The sequence below is a fragment of the Chryseobacterium angstadtii genome (assembly GCF_001045465.1).
Classification (GTDB): Bacteria; Bacteroidota; Bacteroidia; order Flavobacteriales; family Weeksellaceae; genus Chryseobacterium; species Chryseobacterium angstadtii.
Genome location: NZ_LFND01000004.1, coordinates 1 through 26,419, shown reverse-complemented (window position 1 = coordinate 26,419; position 26,419 = coordinate 1). Strand labels below are relative to the sequence as shown.

Sequence of the window (26,419 nt, the reverse complement as noted above, 5' to 3'; positions counted from 1 at the left end):
AATCAATATACTCCTCATGAGCTATCATATTCAGTTATTCAGCATTGAAACCAAAGAAAGAGAGCAGGCTGCCGACAATGACAGCTTCTTTGACCGGGAAGATAATCTGGCTTCTTTTACAGCAAAGCAGACCGCAGAATTAAAGGAACGTCTTTTAAAATATCAATATGAACTGGTAAGAGAAGACGATTCCGGGTCTCATTTCAATCATCCGGATGAAGATTTTGGAACCGTTTTATTAACAGAAAAAGGGCTGTATTTCAACGCTAACCTGAGTGAAAACTCTATTTTTGAAGTAGGAATGACTGCTTCTGAATTTACAGACACCGGAGAATTTGCAAAATATGACCCTCAGCAGGAAGGCTGGGAAGAGTTCTGATCTGGATACGAAGAAATGCAGAAAGCGCTTTATTCAAAGGAGGTGTCAGAGATTTTTTTTATTTTTGAAGGTTGCTGAAAACTCATTAACATATCATGGATAAATCCTCAATTAATGCCTATTTCCATTCTCTGTTCGAAATTCAGGAAGAGACTGTGGAGAAAATTACGGACACATTTGTTCATTTTGAATTGAAAGCCAATGGAATTCTGTTGAACAAAGATGAGGTGAGTACCAAAACATTTTTCCTGGAAAAAGGCTATGTCCGTTCTTACATTCTGAATGAAGATAACGAAGAAATTACAACCCATATTTATGTGGCTCCGTGTTTTGTGAACGATTTTGTATCATTTTTCAGACAGGAACCCGTGAAAGAAATATATCAGACCATTACAGACTGTTCTTTTTGGGAAACCGGTCTGGAGAATGTACAGTACAATTTTCATAATATTCCTGAATTCAGAGAATTTAGCAGGCTTCTTTTTGTTCTTAATTATTACAGCATTCATGACCGGCTGATTGAAATGGCCAGCCAGAAAGCATCTACAAGATATTTCAACCTGATGAAAAAGCATCCGGATATTTTTCAGCATGTTCCGCTAAAGGTCATTGCATCTTATCTGGGAATTAAAGACAGCTCACTCAGCAGAATCAGGAGAGACATTCATAAAATATAATTTCTTTGCATTTGTCAAGTGATCGTTCAGGATTTGTAAACCATCTTTGTTAAAAATAAGTTTATGAATAAGAAACACATTGTAGTGCTTGGATTGGGTGGAGTAGGCGGATATTTTGGATTTAAAATTAATCAGGAAAACGAAACTTCAGGAAAATATAAAATCACTTTTGTAGCAAGAAGAGAGACATACCAAAAAGTAAAGGAAAACGGCCTTAGTCTTTTGTCTCCGGAACATCCGGTGGGGCATACTTTTCCGGATGCCGTTGAAGAACAGATCAGTAATCTTGAAAATCCGGATCTGGTTCTGATTGGTGTAAAAGAATACGATCTTGAAAATGTCTGCAGCCAGCTCAAAGAAGTCATCACAAAAGACACCATATTGCTTCCGATGATGAATGGCGCTGATATTTATGAAAGAATTAGAAAGGTAATTCCGGATCATCTTATTCTGCCTACGTGCATCTATGTAGCTTCTCATATCAAAGAAAAAGGGATCGTAGAACATAAAGGAAAATCAGGGAAAATGATTGTAGGAAGGGATCCACAGCACTTTGAGGCAGACATAGACTGGGTGATTGATATGATAAAAGAGAGTAAAATTGATCTGGATTTTAAAGATAATTCATTATCAGCAATCTGGACCAAATTTATTTTTATTTCCAGTTTCGGATTGGTAACCGCTAAACATAATTCTTCTATGGGAACTGTTTGTACGGATGAACAGCAAAAAGAGGAAGCAACGGCTATGATGAAGGAAATACAGCAGATTGCTGCTAAAAAAGATATTTCGCTGGAAGAAGATATTATTCAGAAAACATTCGAAAAAGCTTCTGCATTTCCATTTGAAACCCCAACCTCTTTACAACTGGATATCAATTCAGGAAAAAAACAAAATGAATTGGAATTATTAGGTGGTGCTGTAATAGGTTTTGGAAAAGAAGTAGGTATTGAAACACCCGCTACCCAAAAGATTTATGATGAGCTTAAAATGAAGTAGTTTATTTTTTACAATAAAGCTGTTTATAAACCGCAAATCTGCTTAATCTGTGAAATCTGCGAGATAATTTTTAAACATTAAGATCACTGAAGATGATCAATGAAGTTAAGATAAAATCCAATGGATTTTTTTAAGCTACAAGGAAATACTTAAAGCGAAACTTATCTTAATTATTCTTCAATGCTTAAAAATCTTAATGGTTTATTATTTAACCATACGAGTCACAAAAGTTTTATTTTAAACACTTTATTGATTTTTAAGTTTAAATACTTTGCGCATAGAAGTTCAAATAAGCCTTTAAAAATTTTTGGTTTTTATTCTTTTGAGAACTTTTATCATATCTAACAGCTGTGCAAATAGCTTTTGTTTCTTTTGTGGTTAAGCTCAAAATATCTTGAACAGACTTATTTTATACTTTTAATGTCCTGCTAAAAAGTTTAAACAAGTTTAATAAATAAAGAAGACAGGAGGGAGATCAAAGTTGAATATTCTAAAAAAATTGTAGTGTTGTATGAGAAAAATTACGCCTCCTGTCTTTGAAATAAGATATATATTGAATTATTTAGTTACTAAAGACAAAAACCTGCATTTTGGTTAGCATTGCTTCATTATCTCCATTATATCCGCCATATTCAGAAGGGATATGGTTAATTACCTGAGTTCCCGACCATGAGGTGTACTGTACTTTGAAAGTATAGGTGCCTGCAGGAAGAGTAACGGCTTTAAAAAAGTTGACAGGAGCGGACAGATTAACCAATGAAGTATTAGGGTTAGGACTTCCTGGCTGGGATGCTGAAGTCGAAAACGTAAATGCTGAAGAGATTTTTATACCATTCTGAAGTAAAGAAAATACTCCCTGTGTATCCAAATTATATGCATTGGTTGATGCTCTTGCATAGCCTAAAATCATAATTAAAAAAGTCTGTGTTTTTCCTGAAGGCACAGTAAATGTTCCTGTGATTCCGGGGACATCGGCAGTGCTGCCGGGATTTACAGTTACAGAAACAGTTCCCTGAGCATAGAAGGTACCGGATACAGCACCTTTTAATTCATCGAGAGTTTCCCATGTAGGTGAGGTATTATTCCCTTTTGATATAAGCACCTGTCCTGATATTCCGGCAGATCCAGCCGTATTTTTAGTTCCTCCTAGATTGAGTTCATTGGTAATCTGTAATGAGCCGTCTACGTGTAGTGTTTTTTGTGGAGTATCTGTATTAACACCTACCTTAGGAGATTGGGCTAAAGTTAATGAGCAAAGGGGTAGGAAAAATAAAAATGATAAAGACAATAAATTTTTTTCCATTCTTCTAAGATTTTGTTTTTATAAAATTATCTCGTATATCTTAGAAGTTGCTTTTACGTTTGTTAACTATTTGTTAGCTCACTATAAGAATTTAAACTAAAAATTGTTAAGTATTTTTTTTATAATATTTTGAAAAACAATAGTATATATTTTATAATTGATAATAATTCATTAACTCTTCAATTTGTGACTTTGCAGGTAAAATTCTTTAAATAAAATTTCAAAATGTTTATTGATGAAGGAACTTTTGGCGGTCAAATAACGTTTCATCTGCCTCCCGATGATCAGGGTCATCTATACAACAATCTACAGGGCATACTGTTTTACATTGAGGCTCTTCGTGAAATCCCTTACATTCAGTACACTTTCCGGGAACAATATAATAGACGTCGTCTGAATAAGCCTGTTGATAAGCATCGGCATCATTTTCCGTCCCGTCCGGAAAAGTTATTTTTCCGGAAAGGGTTGTTTTGTCTTTCCATCGCCAGTCGATAGCGCCTTCGTAAATGGCAGCGTTGGGACATTCAGGCTCACAGGCCCCGCAATTGATGCAGTCATCGGTTATTTTAATAGCCATATCTTATATTTTAATAGTACATCATGATTTAAAAAAGGGATTTCTTTCAACATCATATGTCTTAGAAATCCCTGCTAAACATAAATTAATGAAAAAAAATAGTCTGCTTTAGCGTGAAATTACGTAACGCTTTAGTAGTCTTTTATTTTTACAGCTTATGAGGGGGCAATTTCTATTGAAAGCCCGTCCATTGCTGATGTCAGCTGAATTTGGCAAGCCAGTCTGCTGGATGGGACTGATGTGAAAATTTCAGAAAGCAGAGCTTCTTCAATATCACTTTTATCCGGCAAAAGCTGTGTTTCTGAGAGAATATAGCAGTGGCAGGTTGCACACATGGCCATTCCTCCGCACATCGCTTCCATAGGCAGTTCATAGGCTTTGCAGATATCTTTCAGGCTGAGTCCCATTTCCAAAGGACAGACCAGATGGTGAATAGTTCCGTTCTGATCTTTTACGGTAATCAAAATTTCATCTTTCATTCTACCCGGGTTTTACTGGATACAAGCTGTTTTCTATTCTTTTTGTTGCTGCAATATTGATCAATTGATCAAATTTATAAGCATATTGGGAAGATATTTTTGTAGGATTTTCATGGTCAAACAATGCAGTTCTGATGACTGGAACGCTGAATGGCAACGGCCACGCTCTGAGCGATTTAGCGATGATGTCCATTGTGTTGATTCCCTGTATGGCCTGTAGACCATCTGCCCAACATATGAGCCCAACAGTTTTGTCTGTAAGATAAGGCGGATGATGTCTGGCAGTCACTTCAAGCCAATCAAGGCAGTTTTTCATCACCCCGGGAATGCTTCCGTGATAAAGCGGAGCCAGCCAGAAGTGAACATCAGCATCAAGAAACAGTTGAGTCATGCGTTCCACGGCCAGCGGAGTTTTCGTAAGACTTAGATCGAAAAGAGGAATTCCGGAATCTGCCAGGGTGAAGATTTCTGCCTGAAAACCCAATTTTTCAAGACCTTCTGAAAAGTATTGAGAAATCCGGCCCGAAGTAGATTCTGTTCTTCTTTCCAAAGAACCGTTCAATATAATTGCTTTCATGATATTCTAACTTTTAAAAATTACTTTTGGCATCCCTATTTCCCCATACATCAGACTTTTAACAACAGGCTGCAGAAGCCCGGCTGCCAGTAAATAAAGAGAAGGATCATGATCTGCCCTTGCTCTCACTACCACTTTTTGATTTTTATAATGTTTCAGATCTGCATATTGTAGGCGACGTTTCCAGAGATTCAGATGAACGGTTTCTGCAGTGTTCAGATCTGCATGAACAGCGTAAGGAGACAGTTTTTCCATCAGCATCATAAAAACCCAGGGTGGAATAATAGCGTCCGTAGAACAGATAACAGCCACAGCTTTTTCATGATACACCGAAAAATCTACTGCTGCAATGGATTCTTTAAATTCCTTTTCCTTTACGATTTCTCCCATAAAAAGATGATCCTTAATATCCAGTTCCATTACCTCTATGGTAGGCTTATAATCCAGAAGATCAAAAGCAATAATTCCGGAGGCTTGAGCTTTATTGATAAAAACGTTCTGATTCATATTCATAGTTGTTTTAATCAGTATTTTGAATGATTATTTTAATTTTGAAAGAACTTCTTCATATTTTCTTTCCACTACAGACCAGTCGAGAACTGACCAGAATGACTCCAGATAATCTGCTCTTTTATTCTGATAAGCCAGATAATAGGCGTGTTCCCATACATCTATCCCCAGAATCGGGAACCCTCTGTTGACCGTTTGAATATCCATCATTGGATTGTCCTGATTAGGGGTGGAAGCTATAGCCAGGCTGCCATTGAATTTTACAAATAACCATACCCACCCGGATCCGAACTGCCCAAGCCCTGATTTTTTCATTTCCGCTTTGACATCTTCGAGGCTTCCAAAAGTCGTGTTGATGGCTTCTGCCAGTTTCCCTTCAGGATTTAATTGAGGTTGAGGTGAAAGAATTTCCCAAAATAAAGAGTGATTGTAATGTCCTCCGCCATTATTTCTTACCGCAGGACTGTATTCACTTATCCTTTGAAGTATGGATTCCAGATCGGTTGAGGTTTCGTCTGCCAGTGCTAAAGCTGCATTCAGATTGTCTACATAAGCCTGATGATGGCGTTGATGATGAATAGACATGGTTTCTTTATCTATAAACGGTTCCAGTGCATCATAAGCATAAGGAAGCTGAGGTAGTGTAAATGATTTCATTGCTTTTATTTTTAATTAATTTCTTCAAAGGTAAACATAAATTCAAATAAAACAACTTTTCTGTTGTTTTATTGATTTGAATGAATTGGTCTGTAATGATTTGATTATTATTGATTTGTAGCTATAAATTGTATATTATAGAAAATGACTATATTTGTTGTAGGAAAATAAAACAACTTAATTATTGTCAAATGAAGAAGCCTGCCGCGGACCGCATCCTGATGTTTTTAAAAATGAGAGGCGAGGCCACATCACTTTTAATTTCAAAAGAACTCGCTATTACTAAAGAGGGAGCCCGAAAGCATTTGCTGAATCTCGCCAATGAGGGGCTTATCAAGTCTTTGGCAAAAAGTGAAGGAGTAGGCCGGCCGTCTACTTACTATACGCTTACAGAAAAAGGACTGTCTCAGTTTCCGGATTCGCATGCTGATGTGACAGTTCAGATTCTAAAGTCCGTAAAAAATCTTCTGGGTGAGAATGCATTAGATCTGTTGATCAACGACAGAGAAAAGAAAACCTATGAGCGCTATGAAAAAGCTTTAGTAAATGCGGAATCATTGGAAGAGCGCTTGGAGGTACTGGTAAAAGCCCGCAGCGAAGAAGGATATATGGCAGAATGGACAAAAGAAGGCGCAGACTATTTCCTCATAGAAAATCATTGCCCGATATGTGCCGCCGCCACCGAATGCCAGGGATTCTGCCGTGCAGAACTTTCTAATTTTCAAAATCTTATCGGTAAGAATTATCAGGTAGAAAGAGTCAATCATATTCTGTCAGGAGGTCAGCGTTGTGTCTACAGGATTAGTGGGTGAATTTTTTGAATTTGATTAAAAGATTTAAAAATTAAAAGATTGAAAGATTGAAAGCCCTTATTAAAATTCAATAGGAGCGGGCTTTAGCCCGCTTGCCTAAAATATAAAACAATTCTCCTGGCTTTAGCCAAAACCTAAATCAAGGTATTCAAAATAGGGGCTCAATTCAGATTTCTCAGATCCACTTCTCAATAAGATGAAGCCATAAAGCCCTTTCATCATTCAACAAAAATACTGCAGAAGATTTTCGTCGCGTCACTGTACTTCCCGTAGTCTGAATCTCAATATAAGAAGCCAGACCATGAACATCTGTCGTCTGAACCGCTATATTTTCAATGATAATACTTCGGTCGGGAAACTGGCCGTAAACTCCTGTAAGCCATTCAGACAATACGTCTAGACTAAGGGTATTGCCATCACCGGATGTCATTTTAAAGTCTGTGTCAAACCCGGAAAGGAGTTTTTTGTAAAGATTTTCCTGATCTTGTTCTCCATGAAACCAAGCTTCGATATCGGTATGGAATTCTTTGATTTCTCTGATGATTTTTTCTGTATGATTCATGAGTTTAAATATAGAATGTTTTTCTGTTTAAAGTATGATAAAACCAGGGTTTTTAATTATAAAACCGTTTAAATTTTTGAACAATACAAAATGTGAATCAAGTAAATTTATCCGATCGGTATTCAATGTTTTAAACCTTCCGAAGAAAATGTTGAAACTATCGCGCCAGATATTAACTTTATTAAATTCTTTACCGTTAGAAAAACGCAAAGGGCGCGAAATGTATTTCTTGGAGCTATGTTTTAAGGCGCCAGGATTTTATCTTCGATAAAATGATCATGTAGATAGTTGAATTATTAAGATTACTTATATTATATATTCTCCCATAACAAACAGCTTTAAAATTTGACAAAGTCAAATTCCTTGCGCCTTAAAAACCTCTTTTTATTAAAAAATTGCGCCTTTGCGATTAACCAACAAAAAAGGCTACTAAATATTATACTTAATTCTTCAGGCAACTACTTATTTTGAATTTTTCCAAAAATAAATACTTAGTTGACTATATAGTTGACTTTGTATTTGTATATTTGTATTCAAATCAATAGTAATGAATCAGGATTTTATTAAAGAACTGGGATATAAGGCGCTGGATAGCAGACTGAAACGAATAAGTGACCGTATGTCTCATGATGTCAGAAAATTTTATAAAGAAATGAAGATAGATGTAGAACCGAACTGGTATCTGGTTTTTATGCTGCTTCAGAAGAACAAAGAAATGGCCATTATAGATATTGCAGAACCTTTGGGATATTCTCATCCTTCCGTAGTCGCCATTATTAAAAAGATGGCCGATAAAGGATATCTGAATATCAAAAAAGACAGTACAGATAAAAGAAAGCAGATGATTTCCCTTACAGAAAAAGCGGTAAAAATGCTTCCGCAGCTGGAACAGATCTGGGACAGTTGTGAGAATGCTATTCTGCAGGTACTTTCAGATGATCTGGGAATTTTTGATTATTTGGACGAGATAGATTCCAGATTGAAGAGTGAATCTTTCCATAACCGTTTTAAAAGTGAATATTTAAAAAAAGGCAAGTCATGAAAACGCTCTTTTTTATCATCGCCCTTCTTTTTTCCGCCACAACGGTATCTGCGACGGAGACCAAAATCATGATCAGAGCGAAAGGAAAGGATGCCAAATTTATAGGAAGTTCTCTGGGAGGGGCTCATATTATTGTGAGAAACAAGATCAACAGAGAGATTCTGGCGGAAGGTAATACTACGGGAAGTACAGGTAATACGGACCTGATCATGAAAACAGCCAAAACAAGGGGAGTGGCTATCACCGATTCCCAGACCGCTGGTTTTCTGGCTACAATAGATATCACTGAACCTACCTTGATCAATATTGAAGTGATTTCACCATTTAACAACAGACAGGCACAGGCCACCGTAAGTACCGAATTATGGCTGATTCCTGGAAAGGATATTTTAGGAGACGGAATTATTCTGGAAATCCCGGGATTCATCATTGATATACTGAAACCAAGAACCCATCAATATATTCCCCTGAATACCATTAAAGGAAAGCCATTCCTGTTTCAGGCCAATATTGTGATGATGTGCGGGTGTGTCATCGACAAAGGAGGAGTTTGGAATTCTGATGAGATTGAAGTAAAAGGAATACTTAAAAAAGACGGGAAATATAGTAAAGATATTACGATGTCACTTGTTTCCACCAACCTTTTTGAGGGAAGCGACTGGATCAATTCTCCCGGAAACTATGAACTTATCTGGTACGCTTATGATGAAAAAACAGGCAATACAGGCGTAGATAAGGTCAATTATGTTGTGTACGAATAGCAGATCTTAGCACTGCGTCATGATTTCCATCAGCACCAGAATAGATACCAGTTTTTTCGAAGACTGGTATTCCGGGTTGAGCTGATCGCGTATTTCTCCCAAAGCTTTGCTTAATTTATTACTTACCGTTTTATGGCTTATTCCCAGAGCTTCTGCCGTTTCATGCACAGACATATTTCTTCTGATCCGCATATCGTATACACTTTGTTCCGTCGAGGGAAGTTGTGAAACTACCTCGTCAATCATGGATAATAATGCGGAAATCTCATTTTCTTCAAGAATTTCAAAATATTCCGTATCCGATATCTCTATTTCGCCGGCAGGATCAAATTCATCAATGCTAATGGTAGGCGGCGTCTTTTTAGAGCTGTTATAATGATCAATAATTCTGTAATGGAGATAACGGAGCAGATACCCCTTTGCACTTTCAGATTCATCGGTCTGTATAGCGGAAGTATCCTCAAGTATTTTGATCCAAAGGTTCTGCAGAAGTTCTTCAGACATTTCTTTGTCCCGGGTTCTCATGAAAACAAAACGGTAAAGACTGTCCCAATACCGCTCGTAAAGCAGCATGAATGCAGGGCGGTCTCCCGATTTTATCTTCTTTAATATGGTATAATCTGTTGGTTTCATTAGGTTGATACAAAATTACCTAAAGAAAAATTAACTTTTTATGAACTTTGGGGATTCTAAAATTAATTATTTCTGAAAAACATCCCGGTAATGTGAATCAAATGTTGATAAAACATCAAAATAGCTTAAAATTATTAACAAGCTGGTTTTAATGTGAATACAATATTAATTACCGCCTGGGGAAGTTTTTCAATTTCACAGTCTTATACATAGAAGTATCTGTGAACAGCATGAAATATTTTATTAAAAATTCTAAATATAAGAATCCTGCGGCTTTTGTTTTTAAGCTTTGGCAGAGGGAAGTTTCCGAAGAAGAAATCTCAGAAAAAGAAAACCGGGTTTTAAACCAGTGGAAAAATCAGGCAGAAAAAGATCTCGATAAAGTCCATATGCAGGAATCCAAAGAAAGGGTTTTATCTGCCCTGGAACTTTATTTTATCAGCCCTGTAAAAATAACTCCCATCAATCAATTTAAAAGATACATCTACACAGCTGCGGCGGCAGTAATACTTCTCCTTTCAGTAGGAGGAATTCTTACCTATCAGGCCCTTTTTAAACCGGACATCTATACCGCCGTGTCCGGAAACAGGAAAATTAATCTGGCAGACGGCTCCGTGGTAACCCTGTTGAAAGGCGCAGAGCTTACCGTTGAGAAATCATTTCCCGCTTCCACAAGAGTTGTGGATCTGAAAGGTGATGCCGTTTTCTCAGTTGCCAAATCCAAAATACATCCGTTCATCGTCCGGGCCGATGGTTTCAGTACCCGGGTATTGGGAACCATATTCAAAATTTCACAGTCCGGAAAAGATAAATCTGTACACCTTTACGAAGGAAAAGTAGCTGTTTCCTACACCGGAGCAGGTGTTTCCTACTTGAAACCCAATCAGAAATGGACCAATTTCGGAATAGCCCACACCGCAGCCGTGATATCGGTAAATCCGGAAAAAAATGCAGGAAAACAAAGTACAGAGCTCATTTCGCTAAGCTTTAATGATGTTTCATTCAAAGAAGTGGCGGAGGTGATGCAGACCAACTATAAAATAAAGATCCTCTACCCCAAAGAAACTGCAGAAAAGAAAATCACGGCAGACTTTACAGGAGGTACGGCCGATGAAAATATGGAAGCTCTGGCCTTTATCCTGGGGCTGGAAGTACATAAGGAAAATCACATTTACACTTTGAAAAAATAAAAACAATCCCACAGAATTAACATTAAAAAAATAAAACTAATCATCAAAAGAGAACTTGAACCTATGAGAAGATTGAAATGCGGTCTTACCGTTGCAGCAGTATTTTTTACAGTAGCAGCCGAAGCACAGGAACTGGTACAGAAAGTATCATTCTCCGTCCCGGCAAGCAGACCTCTCATTGAGGTACTGGAAGATTTTGCAGGAAAAACGGGAATGCGTTTGGCTTATTCAAAAACGGATATCAGAGAGCTGAAGGTAAAAGGAGTAAAATGTGAAAATACATCTGTCAATAATTGTCTTAAAGATATTACAAGCGGTCTTCCCGTGGCATTCCGCCTCCGTGGTGACCTGATTTCAATAAAATATGAAGGAACAGGACTTTCTGTAACGGGAGACGGAAGAATTTCCGGTAAAATAGTGGATGAAGTAGGAAATCCTGTTGCCGGAGCTGAGATAACCGTGGCCAGAAAAACCGTAATCACAGATAATAACGGAGATTTCGTAGTGGATCTTCCTTCGGGAATGTATACACTGACTGTAAAAGCTCCAAAATACAGCCCATTGAGGGTAGAAAAGCTTGCCGTAAGCAACAATGAAACCAACACCGTTTCATTTGCGATGAAAGAAGCTTCTGATAAAATAACGGATATCAGAGAAGTTGTCATTACCGGAACCCGGAAAGCAGATACTCAGGCCGGACTTTTGGCCCAGCAGAAAAAAGCAGCTCAGATGAGTGACGGAATCTCTGCCGAGCAGATTGCAAAAACACCCGATAATGATGTAGGAGGAACATTAAAAAGAGTAACGGGAATCACGACTATCGACAATAAATACGTTGTGGTACGTTCTATGGGAGAACGCTGGAATACGGCAGCTATGGACGGAATCAACCTTCCGAGCACAGAAGCTTATAATCAGAATTTTTCATTCGATATTATTCCTACCGCCATGGTAGAAAGCATCATCGTGAGTAAAACCGCCACACCGGATATGAATGCCAGTTTTGCCGGCGGCTATGTAGAAGTGAGAACGAAAGATATTCCTAATGAAAATTTTACTACGGTAAGCGTAGGAACTTCCTACAACGATCAGTCGGCGTTTAAAGAATTTCTGACCCGCAAGCAGGGCAAGTATGATTATTTCGGATATGATGACGGAACAAGAGACTTCCCTAAAGGTATGGAAGCAACAGACTGGAACAATCCTCTGTTTTTTGAACAGTCTAAAAGATTTACCAACGACAACTTCACGACTTTCAGAACGAAAGCAGATATGGGTTCCAACCTGCAGCTCGCATTGGGAAGAACATTCGCTTTTAAAAATAATAACAAGTGGGGATTTGCAGGAGCATTTACCGTAAGAAATGAGCAGAATAAACTGGATATAGACCACACGGGAAGAGGAAACTGGCTGGATACCACTGCACCTTATGATCCCAACTGGCAGGCCAACGGAACGCCTCCTATCGTATTTTATAATTTCAAAAATAAAGGAGCTTCCTATAATTACAATTCCACGGTAGCGGGAATGTTGAACTTCGGATTACAGCTGGGGAAAAACAGGATTTCTTTCCGTAATTCATACACCCATATTTATGATAATACCCTGACGCGGGTAACGGGCTGGAACGAATATACAGGAGGAAGCGGAATGGCAGCCAATGCAGAAGCATCTTACAATTATTTCTATTACGGAATTATTCCTAATAATAATCCTGCACAGATTAAGGATCTGGATAAACCCTATACGGATAATACCAATTATCCTATTTACCAGACGCTTTTGCAGAATAAACTGGAAGGAAATCATAAAATAGGAAATGCAGAAATCAACTGGTTTGCCGCAAGAACCGGAGTGAAATCGGATACAAAAGATTACACGCAATACCTGAGCCTGTACGATTTTATAGGCAGTGAGATTCTTACTTATCACAGGATTTATAATTCCGGAGCGAATTTCTATAGAGGATATATTGCCAACAAGGAAACGGATTACAATTACGGTGCTTCCCTTAAATGGAACATGGATGCCGGAGATTTTAAAAACGATATTAAAGCAGGATACGCAGGTGTTATAAAAAACAATACCAATCAGCAGGAGAAGTTTTTTCTAAGGGTGGATGAAAACAGAGATGTCCCGAATAATGAAAAAAACTTTATCACCATGTACGGTTCGCTGGCTCAGTGGTTTGATGGTTCTAAATACGTTCCCGGAGGAATAGGCTGGCAGACGAGACCTTTATACAAAAATGATAAGTATGAAGGGAAAGTTACCCAGAATGCATTTTATGTGATGTTTGACAACAGATGGAGAAATAAATTCAGATTGGTTTGGGGAGTACGTGCAGAATATTTTAAATACGATCTGATCTCTCAGCAGATAGATCTTACGGATAGCCAGAATGTAAACAAAGCTCCTATAGATGATCAACCGTGGCAGTGGATGCCATCTGTCAATTTTACGTACAGTCCGACCAATAAAATCAATGTAAGATTAGCCTACAATAAAACGGTTATTCGTCCTCAATTCAATGAGAGAACAGGATTGCCTTATTTTGATCCGGTTGCGAACGGCTTGATTTATAATACGGAAATGACATCATCGGTCGTGAATAACTACGATTTTAAATTTGAATGGTTTCCCGGACTGGGCGAAATATTCTCCGCCGGACTGTATTACAAGGATATAGACAGGCCTATTGAGCGTGAAGGCCGTCTTTCCAACGAAGGAAACCTCTTTTTATACAACGGAAATTCTAAAAATGCAAAGCTGAAAGGCTTAGAAGTGGAAGTACGGAAAAATCTCGGGTTTATTGCCGATGGATCCCTGCTGGAAAAGCTTTTTGTAAGCGGAAATTTTACCTATAACACCACAAAAGTAATCGCTTTCAAAGATCAGTATAAAACAGGAGAAAATGCCGAAACCTATGAAGTGGAAAGACCGCTCTACGGACAGACTCCTTATGCGTATAATTTAGGATTAACCTTTGATGGAAACCGTTTCGGAGCCAGCTTTTTATACAATGCGAAAGGTGATCAGTATATCACAGTTGGGTATGATTACAACGGAGAAGAAATACAGCGTCCTTATGCCGTTGCCGATGCCCAGCTTTCCTATAAATTTTTAAGAAACAGAAATCTGGAACTGAAACTGAATGTAAGAAACCTTTTCAACAGGGTGAAAGAGTTTTACAACAATTTCAACTCCTATTCTGTGCCGAACGGATCCGGAGGAAGCACCATATCTACAGACCGTGAAGCTTGGCAGCTTTTGCCCGGAGCAACAGACAAGTATGACAAAGATATCGATAAGATCACATTTCGTGCTTACAGCGGAAGGATATTCGGTTTAAGTGTGAACTATACATTTTAAAGAATTATAAAAACAGAATAAAAGAGCTCAGTGATGCAATAGACAGGTTTCGGGAACCTGAGTACGACGCCGGATGGATACTGATGAAGCGCACAGCAGTACCGGATCAGAGAAAAACCGGACGCTACTGTCTTTTCCCGGGCAGCAGCGGATAAGCAGGGAACCCCCGCAGGACAGCTCCTCATGAAATGCAGGGTGAATAAAACCAAATCGCAGGAATATAGAGGCGGATATTCCTAAATATTAAAACTTCGGTCATAAAAAATAATATAACCGGATCTATTAAAAATTATAACAATGAAAAAACTAACTTTAATTGCTTTTGCAGCATTATCTCTTACTGCTTGTCAAAATGATAGCCTTGCAGATTCTTCTACTCCTTTTGAAATGAAGCCTGCTTCTGCTGAATATCTTACAGCTTCTTCTCTTCCGGTAACTACGGTAAGCGGTGATATTACTGCAAACACAACATGGAGCGGTGTTGTAGAACTTGACGGTATTGTAACGGTAAAGAACGGGGCTAAATTAACTATCCAGCCGGGAACGTTCATTAAAGCAAAACCAAATTCATCAAATACCGCTACCGGAGTTCTTGTGATCTCTAAAACAGGAACTATCGATGCTACAGGTACAGAATCTCAGCCGATTATTTTTACAAGTTATAAACTGTTAGACGGAGACGAAAATACAACGGCTGCTCCTGGTGACTTCGGTGGAGTGATTATTTTAGGGGATGCACCTGCCAATACTCCTGATACTAAAACAATTGAAGGATTAACAGGTTCTGATTTCTATTACGGTGGTACCAATGCTTCTCACAACGGAGGAATCCTGAAATATGTTCGTATTGAATTTGCAGGATTTGATCTTTTAGCTCCTAACTCAGGAAACGAGATCAACGGTCTTACTTTAGGAGGAGTTGGAAACGGAACTACTTTAGATCATATCCAGGTTTCTTACGGTAAAGATGACTCTTTCGAATTCTTCGGAGGGACAGTAAACGCTTCAAACCTTGTTTCTTTTGCTGCGGATGATGATAACTTCGACTTCGATAACGGATACACAGGAACTATCACCAATGCACTTGCTTTAGCAGATACAAACTCTACACACAGTTTAAGTGGTGGTGTTTCTGATACTAACGGTATTGAGCTTGATAATAACGCAACAGGTACTGCTACACCGCTTATCACAAACCCTGTGATCAACAACCTTACGATCGTAGGATCACGTACGAATGTATTGTTTTCTTCAACATCACCTTCAGGACCATACTATGAAAATGGTATCCACATCAGAAGAAACGGAAAATTAACATTGAATAACGCTGTTGTGACAGGATATCCTGTTGGAATCAAAGTAGAAGGGACAGGTTCTGAATTGACTTCAGCTTCTAACCTAAGCTCCATCCAGGTACACGGATTTACTACTTCTGTTACAGGTGCAGGTACATCAGGAATTCCTGCTGCTAACCTATTGACAGGAACTACCGCTTCATCTTGGGGGATGAGCCAGCCGTTCTTCAACGAAGGACCATGGAACGTATCTCCTAGAAATAGCGGAAACTTCCAGGGAGCTTGGACGAAATATGACTTCTCTATTGTAGAATAAAACATTAAATGCAGGGGAAGCTTCCCATGTCTTTCCCTGCTTTTATTTTTTTTTTAAACCTCTAATAATCTGTATTATGAAAAAACTATTTTTATTATCTATTGTATTGGTATCACAGGCTGTGGCAGCGCAGTTTGAGGTATGGAGCAATTCTTTTAACACCCCTGCAGACCTTCAGGGATGGACTACTCATGATCTTAACAACAACGGAAACGGATGGGTACAGGGACAGAATATTTATTTAAGCGGTACCGCTCTTACATATGGTACTTCAGGAACGCTTCGCTATTCGACGAGTTTGGTTCCTTCAGGTACAGTTCCAAGCCTTGCTACTGAAAACGATTGGATCATTTCTCCACAGATCAATCTGGAAGGAGCATCCGGAACCATCAATCTGGCAGCGTATATCGGAAGACAGAGAACAACACACCTTAATTTCGGACGTGATCTGTATATTTATGTAAGCACTCCTCAGAAACCCGTTCCTACATTGGCAGATTTTCAGGCAATGACTGTAGATGGAAGTGGAAATGATATTCCAAGTCCATACAGAATTATAGCAGGAACACTTAGTAACCCTTTTCCGGCTGATCTTACTCAATTTAAAGAAAACGTGATCGATATTTCTGCTTTTGCGGGTAAAAAGATCTACATCGCTCTGTGGTCTAACAGAAAAACGAACGGAAACAATCTTCAGAATATCAATATTGATGAAATGGCTATTTATGCGACCACATTTTTAAGAACAAAGGACATAAAAAAGACAGAAATTTTAACGAAAATAATGGAAAATCCGGTAAAGGAATTCCTTCAGCTTAAACTGAATCCGGTTTTTAAAGAAAACAAGACTGTTATTACCGTGTATAATGCAGCCGGGCAGAAAATTCTCTCAGATTCATATAACAAATCTTTGAATGTAGCATCATTACAGGCAGGAATGTATATAGCAGAAGTTTCTGACGGAAATTTAACGGAGAAACTGAAGTTTATCAAAAAATAATCTGAAAGTTGATCCAACAGCCTTCGGAAGAGTCCGGGGCAAATAAATATGAACAATTGAATAGGACATAAGGCTGATGCTTCTCCGCAAAAACCTTTGATCATCAACATATCCAACTTAGTTTTTTTATAATTATCCTATTGTCCCGCTTACAACGGGCGGGGCAATATTTCTAAGTTTGATTTTTTAAATTTAAAATACTATAAATGAATAAGTTCATTGCATTTTTATTTTTCATTCTACTGGTTTCCTGTACAGACAGCAGCGTAATGCAGCCGTTTGATCAATCGCAGAAACCTGCCGAAGTTAATATTAAAGGATACTCAAAACCGGACATTCTTCAGCTGAGACTGAACGGAGTGCCGGTATCTATTAACGGAAGCACTTCTTACACCAATAAAATAGAAACTAAACTGGAATTCGTGCTGGATGAAGGCGAAACAGACAGACTGGGAGTGTATAATAATGAAACAGGCGCTGAGGTCGCCCATTACAATATTACCTATGATAATATTGGGGACTACAAAACCCTGAATTTCTTCAATCTTCCCGGCATTTTTCTCCAGGCTTCCGCGGTAAAACCACAGGTGAATCTCGGAAAAGTAGGATTTGAATTCATTTTTCCCAATCTTGGTGAATACTCCGGGAGCACATTTACTCATGTGAAAGGAATTCTGAAAAGAGAAAACGGAGTGGTTCTGGCAGAATTCGACAATATCGGAAAGAAAAGCTTTACGGAGGTAAAAATATATAACTATTTCAGCAATACAGCTCCCGTTTATCTTGAACTGTATAAACCCGGAACTTCCACTCCTTATTCCGGATCTGAAATCATTAAAGTCAAAATAAAACAGGACATGGGTGCTAATCTGATTGTTCTCCAGGAAAAGATGGAAAACGGAGTTTTTACAGTCAAAGGAGATATTGATGTTGCAGATTATCTATAAATTCTTTTTATGAAGAACTATTTTAAGTTTACGTTGCTCCTGTTGGTATCTATCTTCTTGATATCCTGCAACCGGAATGACGATGATGGCGTTCCCAGTTTTCCGGAAGGAAGCACGGAATCTGTGAATTTATGGGTACAGGACAGTATGAAACGGTATTATTACTGGGCAGATCAGATGCCTGCCAAGCCGGATTATCATTTGCCTGTAAAGGATTTTTTTAAAAGTCTTCTTTATTCTCTGGACCGTTTTTCATTTGCGGTCAATACCCAGGATCCGTCATCTTATCCGCGTTCTGTCAGGAATATGTATGGCTTTGATTATGCCGTGATACAGCTTGCGGGTGGAAATGTAGTAACCACAGTGAAACTGGTGATGAAAAACTCTCCGGCATTCAACTCTGGGCTGCAAAGAGGGATGATGATCACAAAGATTAACGGGAAGGTGATTACCGCTGCGAATGCGGAAGAATTAACCTCCGCGATCAAAGATCAGACAGTCATAGAACTTACGGTTGGAAACTGGAAAAACGGAGCCGTTGCCGATGAAAAAAATCTCACCATCTATTACGGATATTCTTCCGAACAGCCCGTAGAATCCAGGATATTTGAAAAGAATGGCAAAAAAACAGGCTATCTTTACATTTATGATTTTCCTGATGGGATGACTCCAAGCCTGAGCCAGAAATTTGCAGCTTTTAAAGCAGCAGGAGTGCAGGAGCTCATCATAGATCTCCGGTACAATTACGGAGGCTCGGTTTCTTCTGCGGCAGCTCTCTGTTCCATGATTCCTTCGGGGATTACATCATCTTCACCATTCATCATTTATAAAGGAAATAAAAACGGAGGAGAAGTGAAACGGACATTTTCTCAGCAGATCGCTTATGATCCGAATGCTGTTGATTTTAATACGCTTCGTGCCAATGCTTTGGGATTGAGTAAAGTATATGTTCTCACGTCACAAAGTACGGCATCCGCTTCGGAAATTGTAATTAACAATCTTAAACCTTATATACAGGTGGTTCAGGTAGGTGACTTAACGCTGGGGAAAGATATGGCCGGATTTGTTGTGGAAGATAAAAGAAAGCCGAAGAAAATTTCCTGGCAGCTTCATCCGGTGATCTATAAAGTTTTTAATGCCAATGGTCAGGGATCTTACAGCAACGGAATCCCTCCACAAATTACAGCAGGTGAATATACCACTTTACCTCTTTTACCGTTGGGAGATCAGGAAGAGACTTTAATTTCTTCAGCCCTGAACAATATTTATTCAAAATCAGCAGAAAAGAATGCTTCGGAAAGAAGTGTTAAAGTTTTATTTCAAAGCGATACCCCTTCTGCAGCCATTGGAAAGTGAACATTTTTTAACTTTTAATACATAAACCAATACCATGCAGGGAATAGAACCAAAATTTCACAGCAGCCTCACAGACCGTATGGAATATTACCGTACTCTGCTGAAAAAAACAGCATCTGATCCTGAGGCTCAGCCTTCCGAGATGATTTCAAAAATTTCAGAATTAAGAGAACTGTATGAAGATTATCTGACCCATAAAAAGCAACTGGAAAGGAGTATCAAAAATTACAGACAGTATCATAATGATTTACGTAAACAGCTTACTTTACACGTCCGGGAGCTAAGGCGAAAAACCAGACAGAAGTGATTTTTATTTTACCACAAAAGGGACAAAAGTTTTTAACATTTTAGTTATTTTTGAATTGAATGTTTGATGTATAGAAAGTTCACAAAAGTATTTTAAAAATCTAAGATTTTTATATTCACAATATTAGAAATCTGTTCAATCTGTTCAATCTGCGTGAGGCTTTTTTAAACCATGAAGATCAATGAAGAAGATAAGGAAAGTTAAGAGAAAATCCGATGGATTTTTTAAGTTATGCCGTACTACTTAAAGCGAAGCTTACCTTAATTATCCTTCAAAACTTAAAAAATCTTAATGGTTTATTATTTAACCACAAAAGTGACAAAAGTTTTTAACATTTTAGTTATTTTAAATTGAATGCTTGATGTATAGGAAGTTCACATAAGTATTTAAAAATCTAAGATTTTTATATTCACAATATTAGAAATCTGTTCAATCTGTTCGATCTGGGAAATCTGCGTGAGGCTTTTTTTAACCATTAAGATCAATGAAGAAGATAAGGAAAGTTAAGAGAAAATCCGATGGATTTTTTAAGTTATGCCGTACTACTTAAAGCGAAGCTTACCTTAATGATTCTTCAAAACTTAAAAATCTTAATGGTTTATTTTACCACAAAAGTGACAAAAGTTTTTTAACATTTTAGTTATTTTAAGTTGAATGATTTGAGAATAGAAAGTTCACATAAGGCTTTAAAAAATCTAATATTTTTTATTACAATGCTAAAATCTGCTGAATCCGTGAAATCTGTGGTCAATAAATGATTTGTTGCTCAGTTACAAAAGGTTATTTTTAACTTTTCAAACAGAGTATGAATGGTTTAAAAGACTTTACAACGGACATAGTCAGACTTTGTTAGATTCTTTACTATGAAATTCATACATTTATGCAGTTGACAGATAACGAGTGTATGGATCCTGAATGGTTTAATTTTTCTGATGATGTAAAGATATTCTGGCAGTTCTCCTGGCCGCAGTGGATCATATTCAGCTTTTTATCGAATATTTTTTTGTGTTTGTTTTCAATAGGCTTATATCAGTTTATTGAAAAAACATGCCGTAAAGAACAGTTGCAGGAACACAATCATCCTGTTACCCGATCTGATTTTTACCTCTGTCTTCTTACTGTTTTCTGTAACAGCTTAGTAATGCTGTTGGGAGCATTTCTGTGGAAAAATCATCTGATTATTCTCGATGCCGAACCATCTGCTGTTTCCGTTTTTCTGGAAACCATTGCTTTAATTCTTCTCATGGATTTTTTAATGTACTTTTTCCATTACGCTGCGCATCTGCCGTTGGTTTATAAAATACTTCACGGTAAGCATCATGAGCATGTAAGTACCAATTTTCTAAGCCTTTTTGTATTGCATCCTTTCGAAACTATCGGATTTGGATTGATGATTTTAGCTTTATTGATGAGCTATGATTTTTCTATACTTTCTATAAGCTTTTATTTGTTAATCAATCTTATCTGGGGAACCATAGGGCATCTGAACAGAGAATTTTTTCCTGCATCATTTGACCATTTTTTGGTAGGAACCACCAAGTTTCATAACCAGCACCATTTGGATGAAAACAGGAATTTTGGCTTTTATACGTCTATCTGGGATAGATTGTTTGGAACGTACAGACCATAGAAAATTAAATGATTTTGCTGCTCAATATCCTTTTTAACATGGATAAAATTAACTGTCCTTTTTATAATTTCTTTCTTTCTATTGGTTTGAAGAGGAATTATGAAGTAATTCCATCTTAATTATTTTTCCCGGTATATACGTCAAGTTTTGTCGTTATAGGGCATTAGCTTTGTCCTGTGATGATAGTACCACAGTGGTGTGATAAAATTCACATTAAATCTCATTAAGGAGACTTTAATAACCGTTAAAAAATGTTAAATTTGTCTCAAGATTAAAAAGCTAATATTAAAATAAAACACAAAAAGATGCAGAAATTCTACTTTATAATACATACACATTCCGTTATTCCTGAGCTATTTGTTAGAGATTTAAATTTTTAACCAAAACTTTCTAAATAGATTACTTTCAATATTTAATTTGTTAGAGAAGAAATTAGAACATATAATAGACGGTTGTGGAGTATCGGGATCAGATACTCGCAAGCACTTCAAAAAAACAGAATTGGTACCAAAAAATTAATCCAAGAAGAACATCTGTAATTATTAAATGAATGATAACAAGATGACTAAGGCTAAACTAATAAAAATAAAACACAATGAAAAAAATAATTATTCCTGTAGGAATATTGTTGATGGTAGAAACTTTAAATGCACAACAAAGTTTAAAAATTATTCCCAATGTTATTGCGCCCAATCTTGACGCATCGGCATTAGGTACTTTTGATAAACAAGCTGTGAATCTGTCCACCGGAACTCCAAATATAGAAATTCTGTTTCATACAATTCGTATAGGAGATTTAGAATTGCCTATTAAATTAAAATATGATGCTTCTGGAATAAAAGTTGGACAGATTGCTACTTCTGTAGGCTTAGGTTGGTGTATCAATAATATGGGAGTATTAACCCAAGAAGTTAGGGATAAAATTGATGGGCAGTCTAATAATATTATTCAGCAATATATAAATACAAATACAGTTGCCGGTAGGAATGATATTTTATATAATCACCAATATGTTACTCAACCCTACACAGGTGATGATTTAGAAACAGACAACTATAATATTAACTATTTTGGCAATACCATTCCTTTTTTCTACAATTATGTTGATAATACTTATATTTCTCAGCAGAAAGATGATACAAAGATTACCAGAGGGATTAATAAATGGACTGTTACCTTAAATGACGGAACAGAATTTAATTTTAACCAACAGTTTTCACAAAAGTCGGTATCTGCAACTACAATTAAAAAGTCTCCGCAGCAGACAAATCAGGCAGTAAGTTCTCCCAATGTAAATGATACATGGTACCTTACCGGAATAACGAATAGGGGACAGATAGGTTCTTTTACCTATGACAATTCTTCTAATATCTATATTTCAAAAGGAACTGAAAATTATGATGCTGTATCCGTTATAAGAAATACAGAGAGCTTTAAGTTAATAAAAGAAATTGTTACGCCTTTTGAAAAGGTAGTTTTTGAATATAGCCCCGAAAGAGAGGATTTGATAAGCAATAATGGAAAAGCTGATCTGTTGAAGTTTATAAAAATCTATGATAATTATGGAAAGCTCATTAAACAGTTTCAGTTGTATTATGATTACTATAACGAAACAGAAGCATTACCCAATTATGCATCAGCGGTAGCTAATAACGGCTATAAAAATAAAAGATTGCGACTAAAGGAAGTTAAAAGACTTAAGATCTTAGATGGGAGTTATGAAAATTATTATGCCTTTAGTTATAATTCAGACACTTTGCCTAACCGCTTTTCTGCATCACAGGATCTTTGGGGGTATTATAATGGTGAGAATAATGGTGATTATATGTTTTCTAATACAGAGGTAAAAAATATCAGTATAGCCCCAAGTTATAGTAGTAACGGATTATTAAATAAAATAACTTATCCTACAGGTGGTTTTACAGAATATATTTATGAGAATAATGAATCTGCTAGACCGGATAACTATGATCTAATGATTCCTGAAGCTATGGAGGCAGTTAGTAAATCCATCCGCCTCAATAGATTACCCATATTTTATAAAGGAAATGGAAAATATGAAATTCCCTTTACAGTAGATGCTCCTATACTCAATAATTTATTCAACTATCAAATAAACATTTCCAATTGCCCTGGTACAGCATACTCTACAACCTGTGATTATAAAATTATGATTGATGGCTCCTGGATTAATCCTGGAACAGGAACAGCTACTGGTAATATTTTAACTGTAGGTAGCCATAATCTTACTGCTCAGGCCAATAACCATACTGAAGACCCTGATAATTATGATGTACCTTATTTCTTTTCAGCAGGAATACAATGGAAAGAAAAGAAGCCTGATATTGGAGGAATGCCTGCTCCTATATTAGTGGGTGGGCAGAGAGTTAAGAAAGTGATTCATAATGATGCAGGCAATAAATACATTGAGGAATTTGTTTATGCCTATGAAAATGGGATAACTTCAGGAAGTATACTTACTCTTCCTTATATAGGATCTGTAGGTACTTACGGGCCAATCTATTCGCAAGGCTCAAATCCTTTATTTAAACTAAAAGGACAAAATTTGGTATATCGAAGGGTTGAAAAGACACAGAAAGATGTCAATGGTTTTCCCAATGGGAAAACAGTTCATTATTTTAGTAAAGCTTTTACTAATAATAACTTTAATAGATTACCATTTCCTCCACCTGATGATATAAGCCATACTTATGGACATCTTAATAAAGAAGAATTCTTTGAATTCAAAAATGGAATATTTAATAAAATTGAAGAAAATAATTACTTCTACACTTACCCAGAAAAATGTATAGCAGATAATTCTCCTGTTAATTGTAAAACAATATTAAAAGGTTTATCCTACAGTGATGTGGTGAATATAACCAACACAGGTGCTACCATAAATACAAATTTTGATTGGGGGATTTATACTTTGGAAGCCTCACCTTTTAAGCTTCTTTCAAAAGTATCTACGAAATATTATAATAACATTTCTATCTCAACCCGGGAAGAAATGGATTACAACTCATCTAATCATAATAACCTTACTTCAAATATTGCGACATTTCCTGACCAATCTATTAAGGAAAGCACCTATAAATATGCCCACGAAAAAGGTAACCAGCTCATGATAGATAAGAATATGATAGGTATTCCGTTGGAAACATCCACAACACAAACCAATGGAAGTGTTACCAAAATGTTGTCAAAAACCGAAACGATTTATCCTAAAACGGCTGCAGAAATAACCAATAATAATTTTTCTTTGGTTCTTCCAAAATCAGCCCTTTCCTATGATCTTCAAAACCCGACTGTTGCTACAACCGAAGTCACTTACGATGTTTATGACAGTAAAGGAAACCTCCAGCAGTACACCGGAAAAAACAGAGTTTCCACCACCATTATCTGGGGCTATAACCAAACCCAGCCCATTGCCAAGATAGAAGGAGCCAAACTGTCAGACATTTCGCAGTCATTGATTGACGCAATAGTTACCGTGTCTGTTAATGATGCCCAGCAAGGTACTAATGCTTCAGAGCAAAGTCTGATTGACGCTTTAAACACCTTCAGAAACAATACAGCATTATCTTCCTATCAGATTAGTACGTATACTTACGATCCGTTAATTGGTGTAAAAAGCATCACTCCACCTTCAGGCATCAGAGAAGTTTATATATATGATACCGCCAACAGACTTGAAAAAGTAGTTGATGTTAACGGTAAAATCATTAAAGAATACAAATACAACTACAAAAACTAAACACAGACATGAAAAAAATACTCATTCCCGTAGGGATGCTTCTCACGGCCCATTCCGTGCAGGCCCAGCTTACCCAGGGAGAAAACTATATCCAGACCAAAACCTATCTTGATTATAACGGTGCCCAGCCTTCAAAAACATTGGAAACCGTTCAGTATTTTGATGGATTGGGCAGGCCCAAGCAGATCATCAATGTCAAATCCTCCCCATTGGGAAGAGATGTTGTAACCCATATTGAATACGATGCATTCGGAAGACAGGTTTTAGACTTCCTTCCCGTTCCCCAGTCCGGAACTTTGAATGGAGCTATCGTCCCTTCTTCACTCGCCAATGCCACACAGCCCGATATTTACGGATCAGAAAAAATCTATGCAGAAAAAGTGTTGGAAAACTCACCCCTTGACAGAATTCTTGAGCAGAAAAACGTCGGGACCGCATGGAATACCAAACCCGTAAAATTTGCCTATGATGCCGTTACCGTAGCCGACAGAGTAAAAAAATTCACCACTGTGACCACCTGGGAAAACGGAGCCACTAAATCTGAATTGAAAGAAGAATGGCTCTATACCGACGGGCAGCTCTACAAAAACTCCGTTAAAGATGAAGACGGCAATGAAACCATCGAATTCAAAAACGGGCAGGGGCAGATCGTATTGGTAAGAAAAGTCATCAATGTCGATGAATATGCAGATACCAACTATGTCTACAACGAATACAACCAGCTTGCCTTTGTCATTCCCCCTTTAGCCAGCATCCGCGGAGATATTGCCGCCAACACCACCAAACATGACGAACTCTGCTACCAGTACCGCTATGACGGAAAAGGCCGGTTGGTAGAAAAGAAACTTCCCGGTAAAGGCTGGGAATTCATGGTGTATGATAAAGCTGACAGGCTGCTTCTTACTCAGGACGCTGTGATGGCCTCCCAAAACAAATGGCTGATGACTAAATACGATATGCTCGGCAGAATTGCCTACACCGGAATCGCCAACAATAACAGCAGCAGAAGTGTTTTACAGAATCAGATTGCAGATTTGGTTATTTATGATGCCCGTCATTCCAGCGGTTTCTTTAGGAATGGAATCACCGTTTATTATACCAGTGTATATTTAAATGTTGATACCCTTTTGTCTGTTAACTACTACGACTCCTATCCTCAAGGGTATGATTTCAATCCCCCGTTTCCAACCACTATTCAGGGAGAGCCTGTCCTTACCGAAACTCCCTCTTCAGACGGCAGAAGCACCAAAGGCCTCCCCGTGATGAGCCTGGTGAAGA

The 26,419-nt window shown here is 37.5% G+C and carries 24 protein-coding genes; 16 read left to right on the top strand and 8 right to left on the bottom strand.

All coding sequences use genetic code 11. The annotated features are described in order from the left end of the window. Positions 1-16: 16 nt before the first annotated feature. From ACM46_RS13475 to ACM46_RS13465, 3 genes are all read left to right on the top strand, one after another. Entirely contained in the window at positions 17-379 is a 363-nt protein-coding gene (locus ACM46_RS13475) for a hypothetical protein (RefSeq protein WP_048507207.1), read from the top strand. 95 nt (positions 380-474) lie between these two features. Next, positions 475-1,056, top strand: a complete 582-nt coding sequence (locus ACM46_RS13470; RefSeq protein WP_048507206.1) for a Crp/Fnr family transcriptional regulator — start codon at positions 475-477, stop codon at positions 1,054-1,056. Positions 1,057-1,119: 63 nt separating this feature from the next. Further along, positions 1,120-2,055 carry a ketopantoate reductase family protein gene (locus ACM46_RS13465; protein ID WP_048507205.1) on the top strand — a complete coding sequence of 312 codons (936 nt, stop codon included), beginning with the start codon at positions 1,120-1,122 and terminating at the stop codon, positions 2,053-2,055. Positions 2,056-2,617: 562 nt separating this feature from the next. On the opposite strand, the gene ACM46_RS13460 is transcribed toward ACM46_RS13465, so the two are convergent. From ACM46_RS13460 to ACM46_RS13435, 6 genes are all read right to left on the bottom strand, one after another. After that, on the bottom strand, positions 2,618-3,358 hold the full coding sequence (locus ACM46_RS13460; protein ID WP_048507204.1) for a hypothetical protein: 741 nt from the start codon (positions 3,356-3,358) through the stop codon (positions 2,618-2,620). A 229-nt stretch (positions 3,359-3,587) separates the two neighbouring features. Next, positions 3,588-3,935, bottom strand: a complete 348-nt coding sequence (locus tag ACM46_RS13455) for a 4Fe-4S dicluster domain-containing protein (protein ID WP_048507203.1) — start codon at positions 3,933-3,935, stop codon at positions 3,588-3,590. Between the two features lie 155 nt (positions 3,936-4,090). After that, positions 4,091-4,414: a 2Fe-2S iron-sulfur cluster-binding protein gene (locus ACM46_RS13450; RefSeq protein WP_048507202.1), complete on the bottom strand. Its 324-nt coding sequence runs from the start codon at positions 4,412-4,414 to the stop codon at positions 4,091-4,093. A 1-nt stretch (position 4,415) separates the two neighbouring features. Beyond that, positions 4,416-4,991, bottom strand: coding sequence for an NADPH-dependent FMN reductase (locus ACM46_RS13445; RefSeq protein WP_048507201.1), 576 nt, complete (start codon positions 4,989-4,991; stop codon positions 4,416-4,418). A gap of 6 nt (positions 4,992-4,997) precedes the next feature. Further along, on the bottom strand, positions 4,998-5,498 hold the full coding sequence (locus tag ACM46_RS13440) for a DUF2480 family protein (protein WP_048507467.1): 501 nt from the start codon (positions 5,496-5,498) through the stop codon (positions 4,998-5,000). Positions 5,499-5,531: 33 nt separating this feature from the next. After that, positions 5,532-6,158 (bottom strand): superoxide dismutase, encoded by a 627-nt coding sequence (locus ACM46_RS13435; protein WP_048507200.1) that lies wholly within the window; start codon positions 6,156-6,158, stop codon positions 5,532-5,534. Positions 6,159-6,349: 191 nt separating this feature from the next. Here ACM46_RS13435 and ACM46_RS13430 point away from each other — a divergent pair, with 191 nt between their 5' ends. Continuing rightward, a complete protein-coding gene (locus ACM46_RS13430; RefSeq protein WP_048507199.1) occupies positions 6,350-6,970 on the top strand; it encodes a helix-turn-helix transcriptional regulator in 621 nt (206 codons plus the stop codon). Between the two features lie 175 nt (positions 6,971-7,145). Here the strand turns inward: ACM46_RS13430 and ACM46_RS13425 are convergent, their stop codons facing one another. After that, positions 7,146-7,532, bottom strand: coding sequence for a hypothetical protein (locus ACM46_RS13425; protein WP_048507198.1), 387 nt, complete (start codon positions 7,530-7,532; stop codon positions 7,146-7,148). Positions 7,533-8,079: 547 nt separating this feature from the next. Between ACM46_RS13425 and ACM46_RS13420 the strand changes: the two genes are divergently transcribed. Continuing rightward, positions 8,080-8,574: a MarR family winged helix-turn-helix transcriptional regulator gene (locus ACM46_RS13420; RefSeq protein ID WP_048507197.1), complete on the top strand. Its 495-nt coding sequence runs from the start codon at positions 8,080-8,082 to the stop codon at positions 8,572-8,574. Beyond that, positions 8,571-9,335: a hypothetical protein gene (locus ACM46_RS13415; RefSeq protein ID WP_048507196.1), complete on the top strand. Its 765-nt coding sequence runs from the start codon at positions 8,571-8,573 to the stop codon at positions 9,333-9,335. The genes ACM46_RS13420 and ACM46_RS13415 overlap by 4 nt, the downstream gene beginning before the upstream one ends. Positions 9,336-9,341: 6 nt before the next feature. Here ACM46_RS13415 and ACM46_RS13410 read toward each other — a convergent pair whose 3' ends face one another. Next, positions 9,342-9,968 (bottom strand): RNA polymerase sigma factor, encoded by a 627-nt coding sequence (locus ACM46_RS13410; RefSeq protein WP_048507195.1) that lies wholly within the window; start codon positions 9,966-9,968, stop codon positions 9,342-9,344. Between the two features lie 230 nt (positions 9,969-10,198). Between ACM46_RS13410 and ACM46_RS13405 the strand changes: the two genes are divergently transcribed. From ACM46_RS13405 to ACM46_RS13360, 10 genes are all read left to right on the top strand, one after another. Further along, on the top strand, positions 10,199-11,158 hold the full coding sequence (locus ACM46_RS13405) for a FecR family protein (protein ID WP_048507194.1): 960 nt from the start codon (positions 10,199-10,201) through the stop codon (positions 11,156-11,158). A gap of 63 nt (positions 11,159-11,221) precedes the next feature. Further along, on the top strand, positions 11,222-14,530 hold the full coding sequence (locus tag ACM46_RS13400) for a TonB-dependent receptor (protein WP_048507193.1): 3,309 nt from the start codon (positions 11,222-11,224) through the stop codon (positions 14,528-14,530). Between the two features lie 297 nt (positions 14,531-14,827). Beyond that, on the top strand, positions 14,828-16,141 hold the full coding sequence (locus ACM46_RS13395) for a hypothetical protein (protein ID WP_048507192.1): 1,314 nt from the start codon (positions 14,828-14,830) through the stop codon (positions 16,139-16,141). 76 nt (positions 16,142-16,217) lie between these two features. Then, the gene (locus tag ACM46_RS13390; RefSeq protein ID WP_048507191.1) at positions 16,218-17,141 is read left to right on the top strand and encodes a T9SS-dependent choice-of-anchor J family protein; all 924 of its coding nucleotides are present in this window, start codon (positions 16,218-16,220) and stop codon (positions 17,139-17,141) included. 206 nt (positions 17,142-17,347) lie between these two features. Continuing rightward, positions 17,348-18,088, top strand: coding sequence for a hypothetical protein (locus ACM46_RS13385; RefSeq protein ID WP_241486015.1), 741 nt, complete (start codon positions 17,348-17,350; stop codon positions 18,086-18,088). Between the two features lie 9 nt (positions 18,089-18,097). Next, positions 18,098-19,444, top strand: coding sequence for a S41 family peptidase (locus ACM46_RS13380; protein ID WP_048507190.1), 1,347 nt, complete (start codon positions 18,098-18,100; stop codon positions 19,442-19,444). A 34-nt stretch (positions 19,445-19,478) separates the two neighbouring features. Beyond that, on the top strand, positions 19,479-19,751 hold the full coding sequence (locus tag ACM46_RS13375) for a hypothetical protein (RefSeq protein ID WP_048507189.1): 273 nt from the start codon (positions 19,479-19,481) through the stop codon (positions 19,749-19,751). 880 nt (positions 19,752-20,631) lie between these two features. Next, the gene (locus ACM46_RS13370) at positions 20,632-21,381 is read left to right on the top strand and encodes a sterol desaturase family protein (RefSeq protein WP_241486014.1); all 750 of its coding nucleotides are present in this window, start codon (positions 20,632-20,634) and stop codon (positions 21,379-21,381) included. Between the two features lie 595 nt (positions 21,382-21,976). Next, positions 21,977-25,141 (top strand): hypothetical protein, encoded by a 3,165-nt coding sequence (locus ACM46_RS13365; RefSeq protein ID WP_131707590.1) that lies wholly within the window; start codon positions 21,977-21,979, stop codon positions 25,139-25,141. An 8-nt stretch (positions 25,142-25,149) separates the two neighbouring features. Continuing rightward, a partial coding sequence (locus tag ACM46_RS13360) for a DUF6443 domain-containing protein (RefSeq protein WP_048507187.1) occupies positions 25,150-26,419 on the top strand: 1,270 nt, incomplete at its 3' end.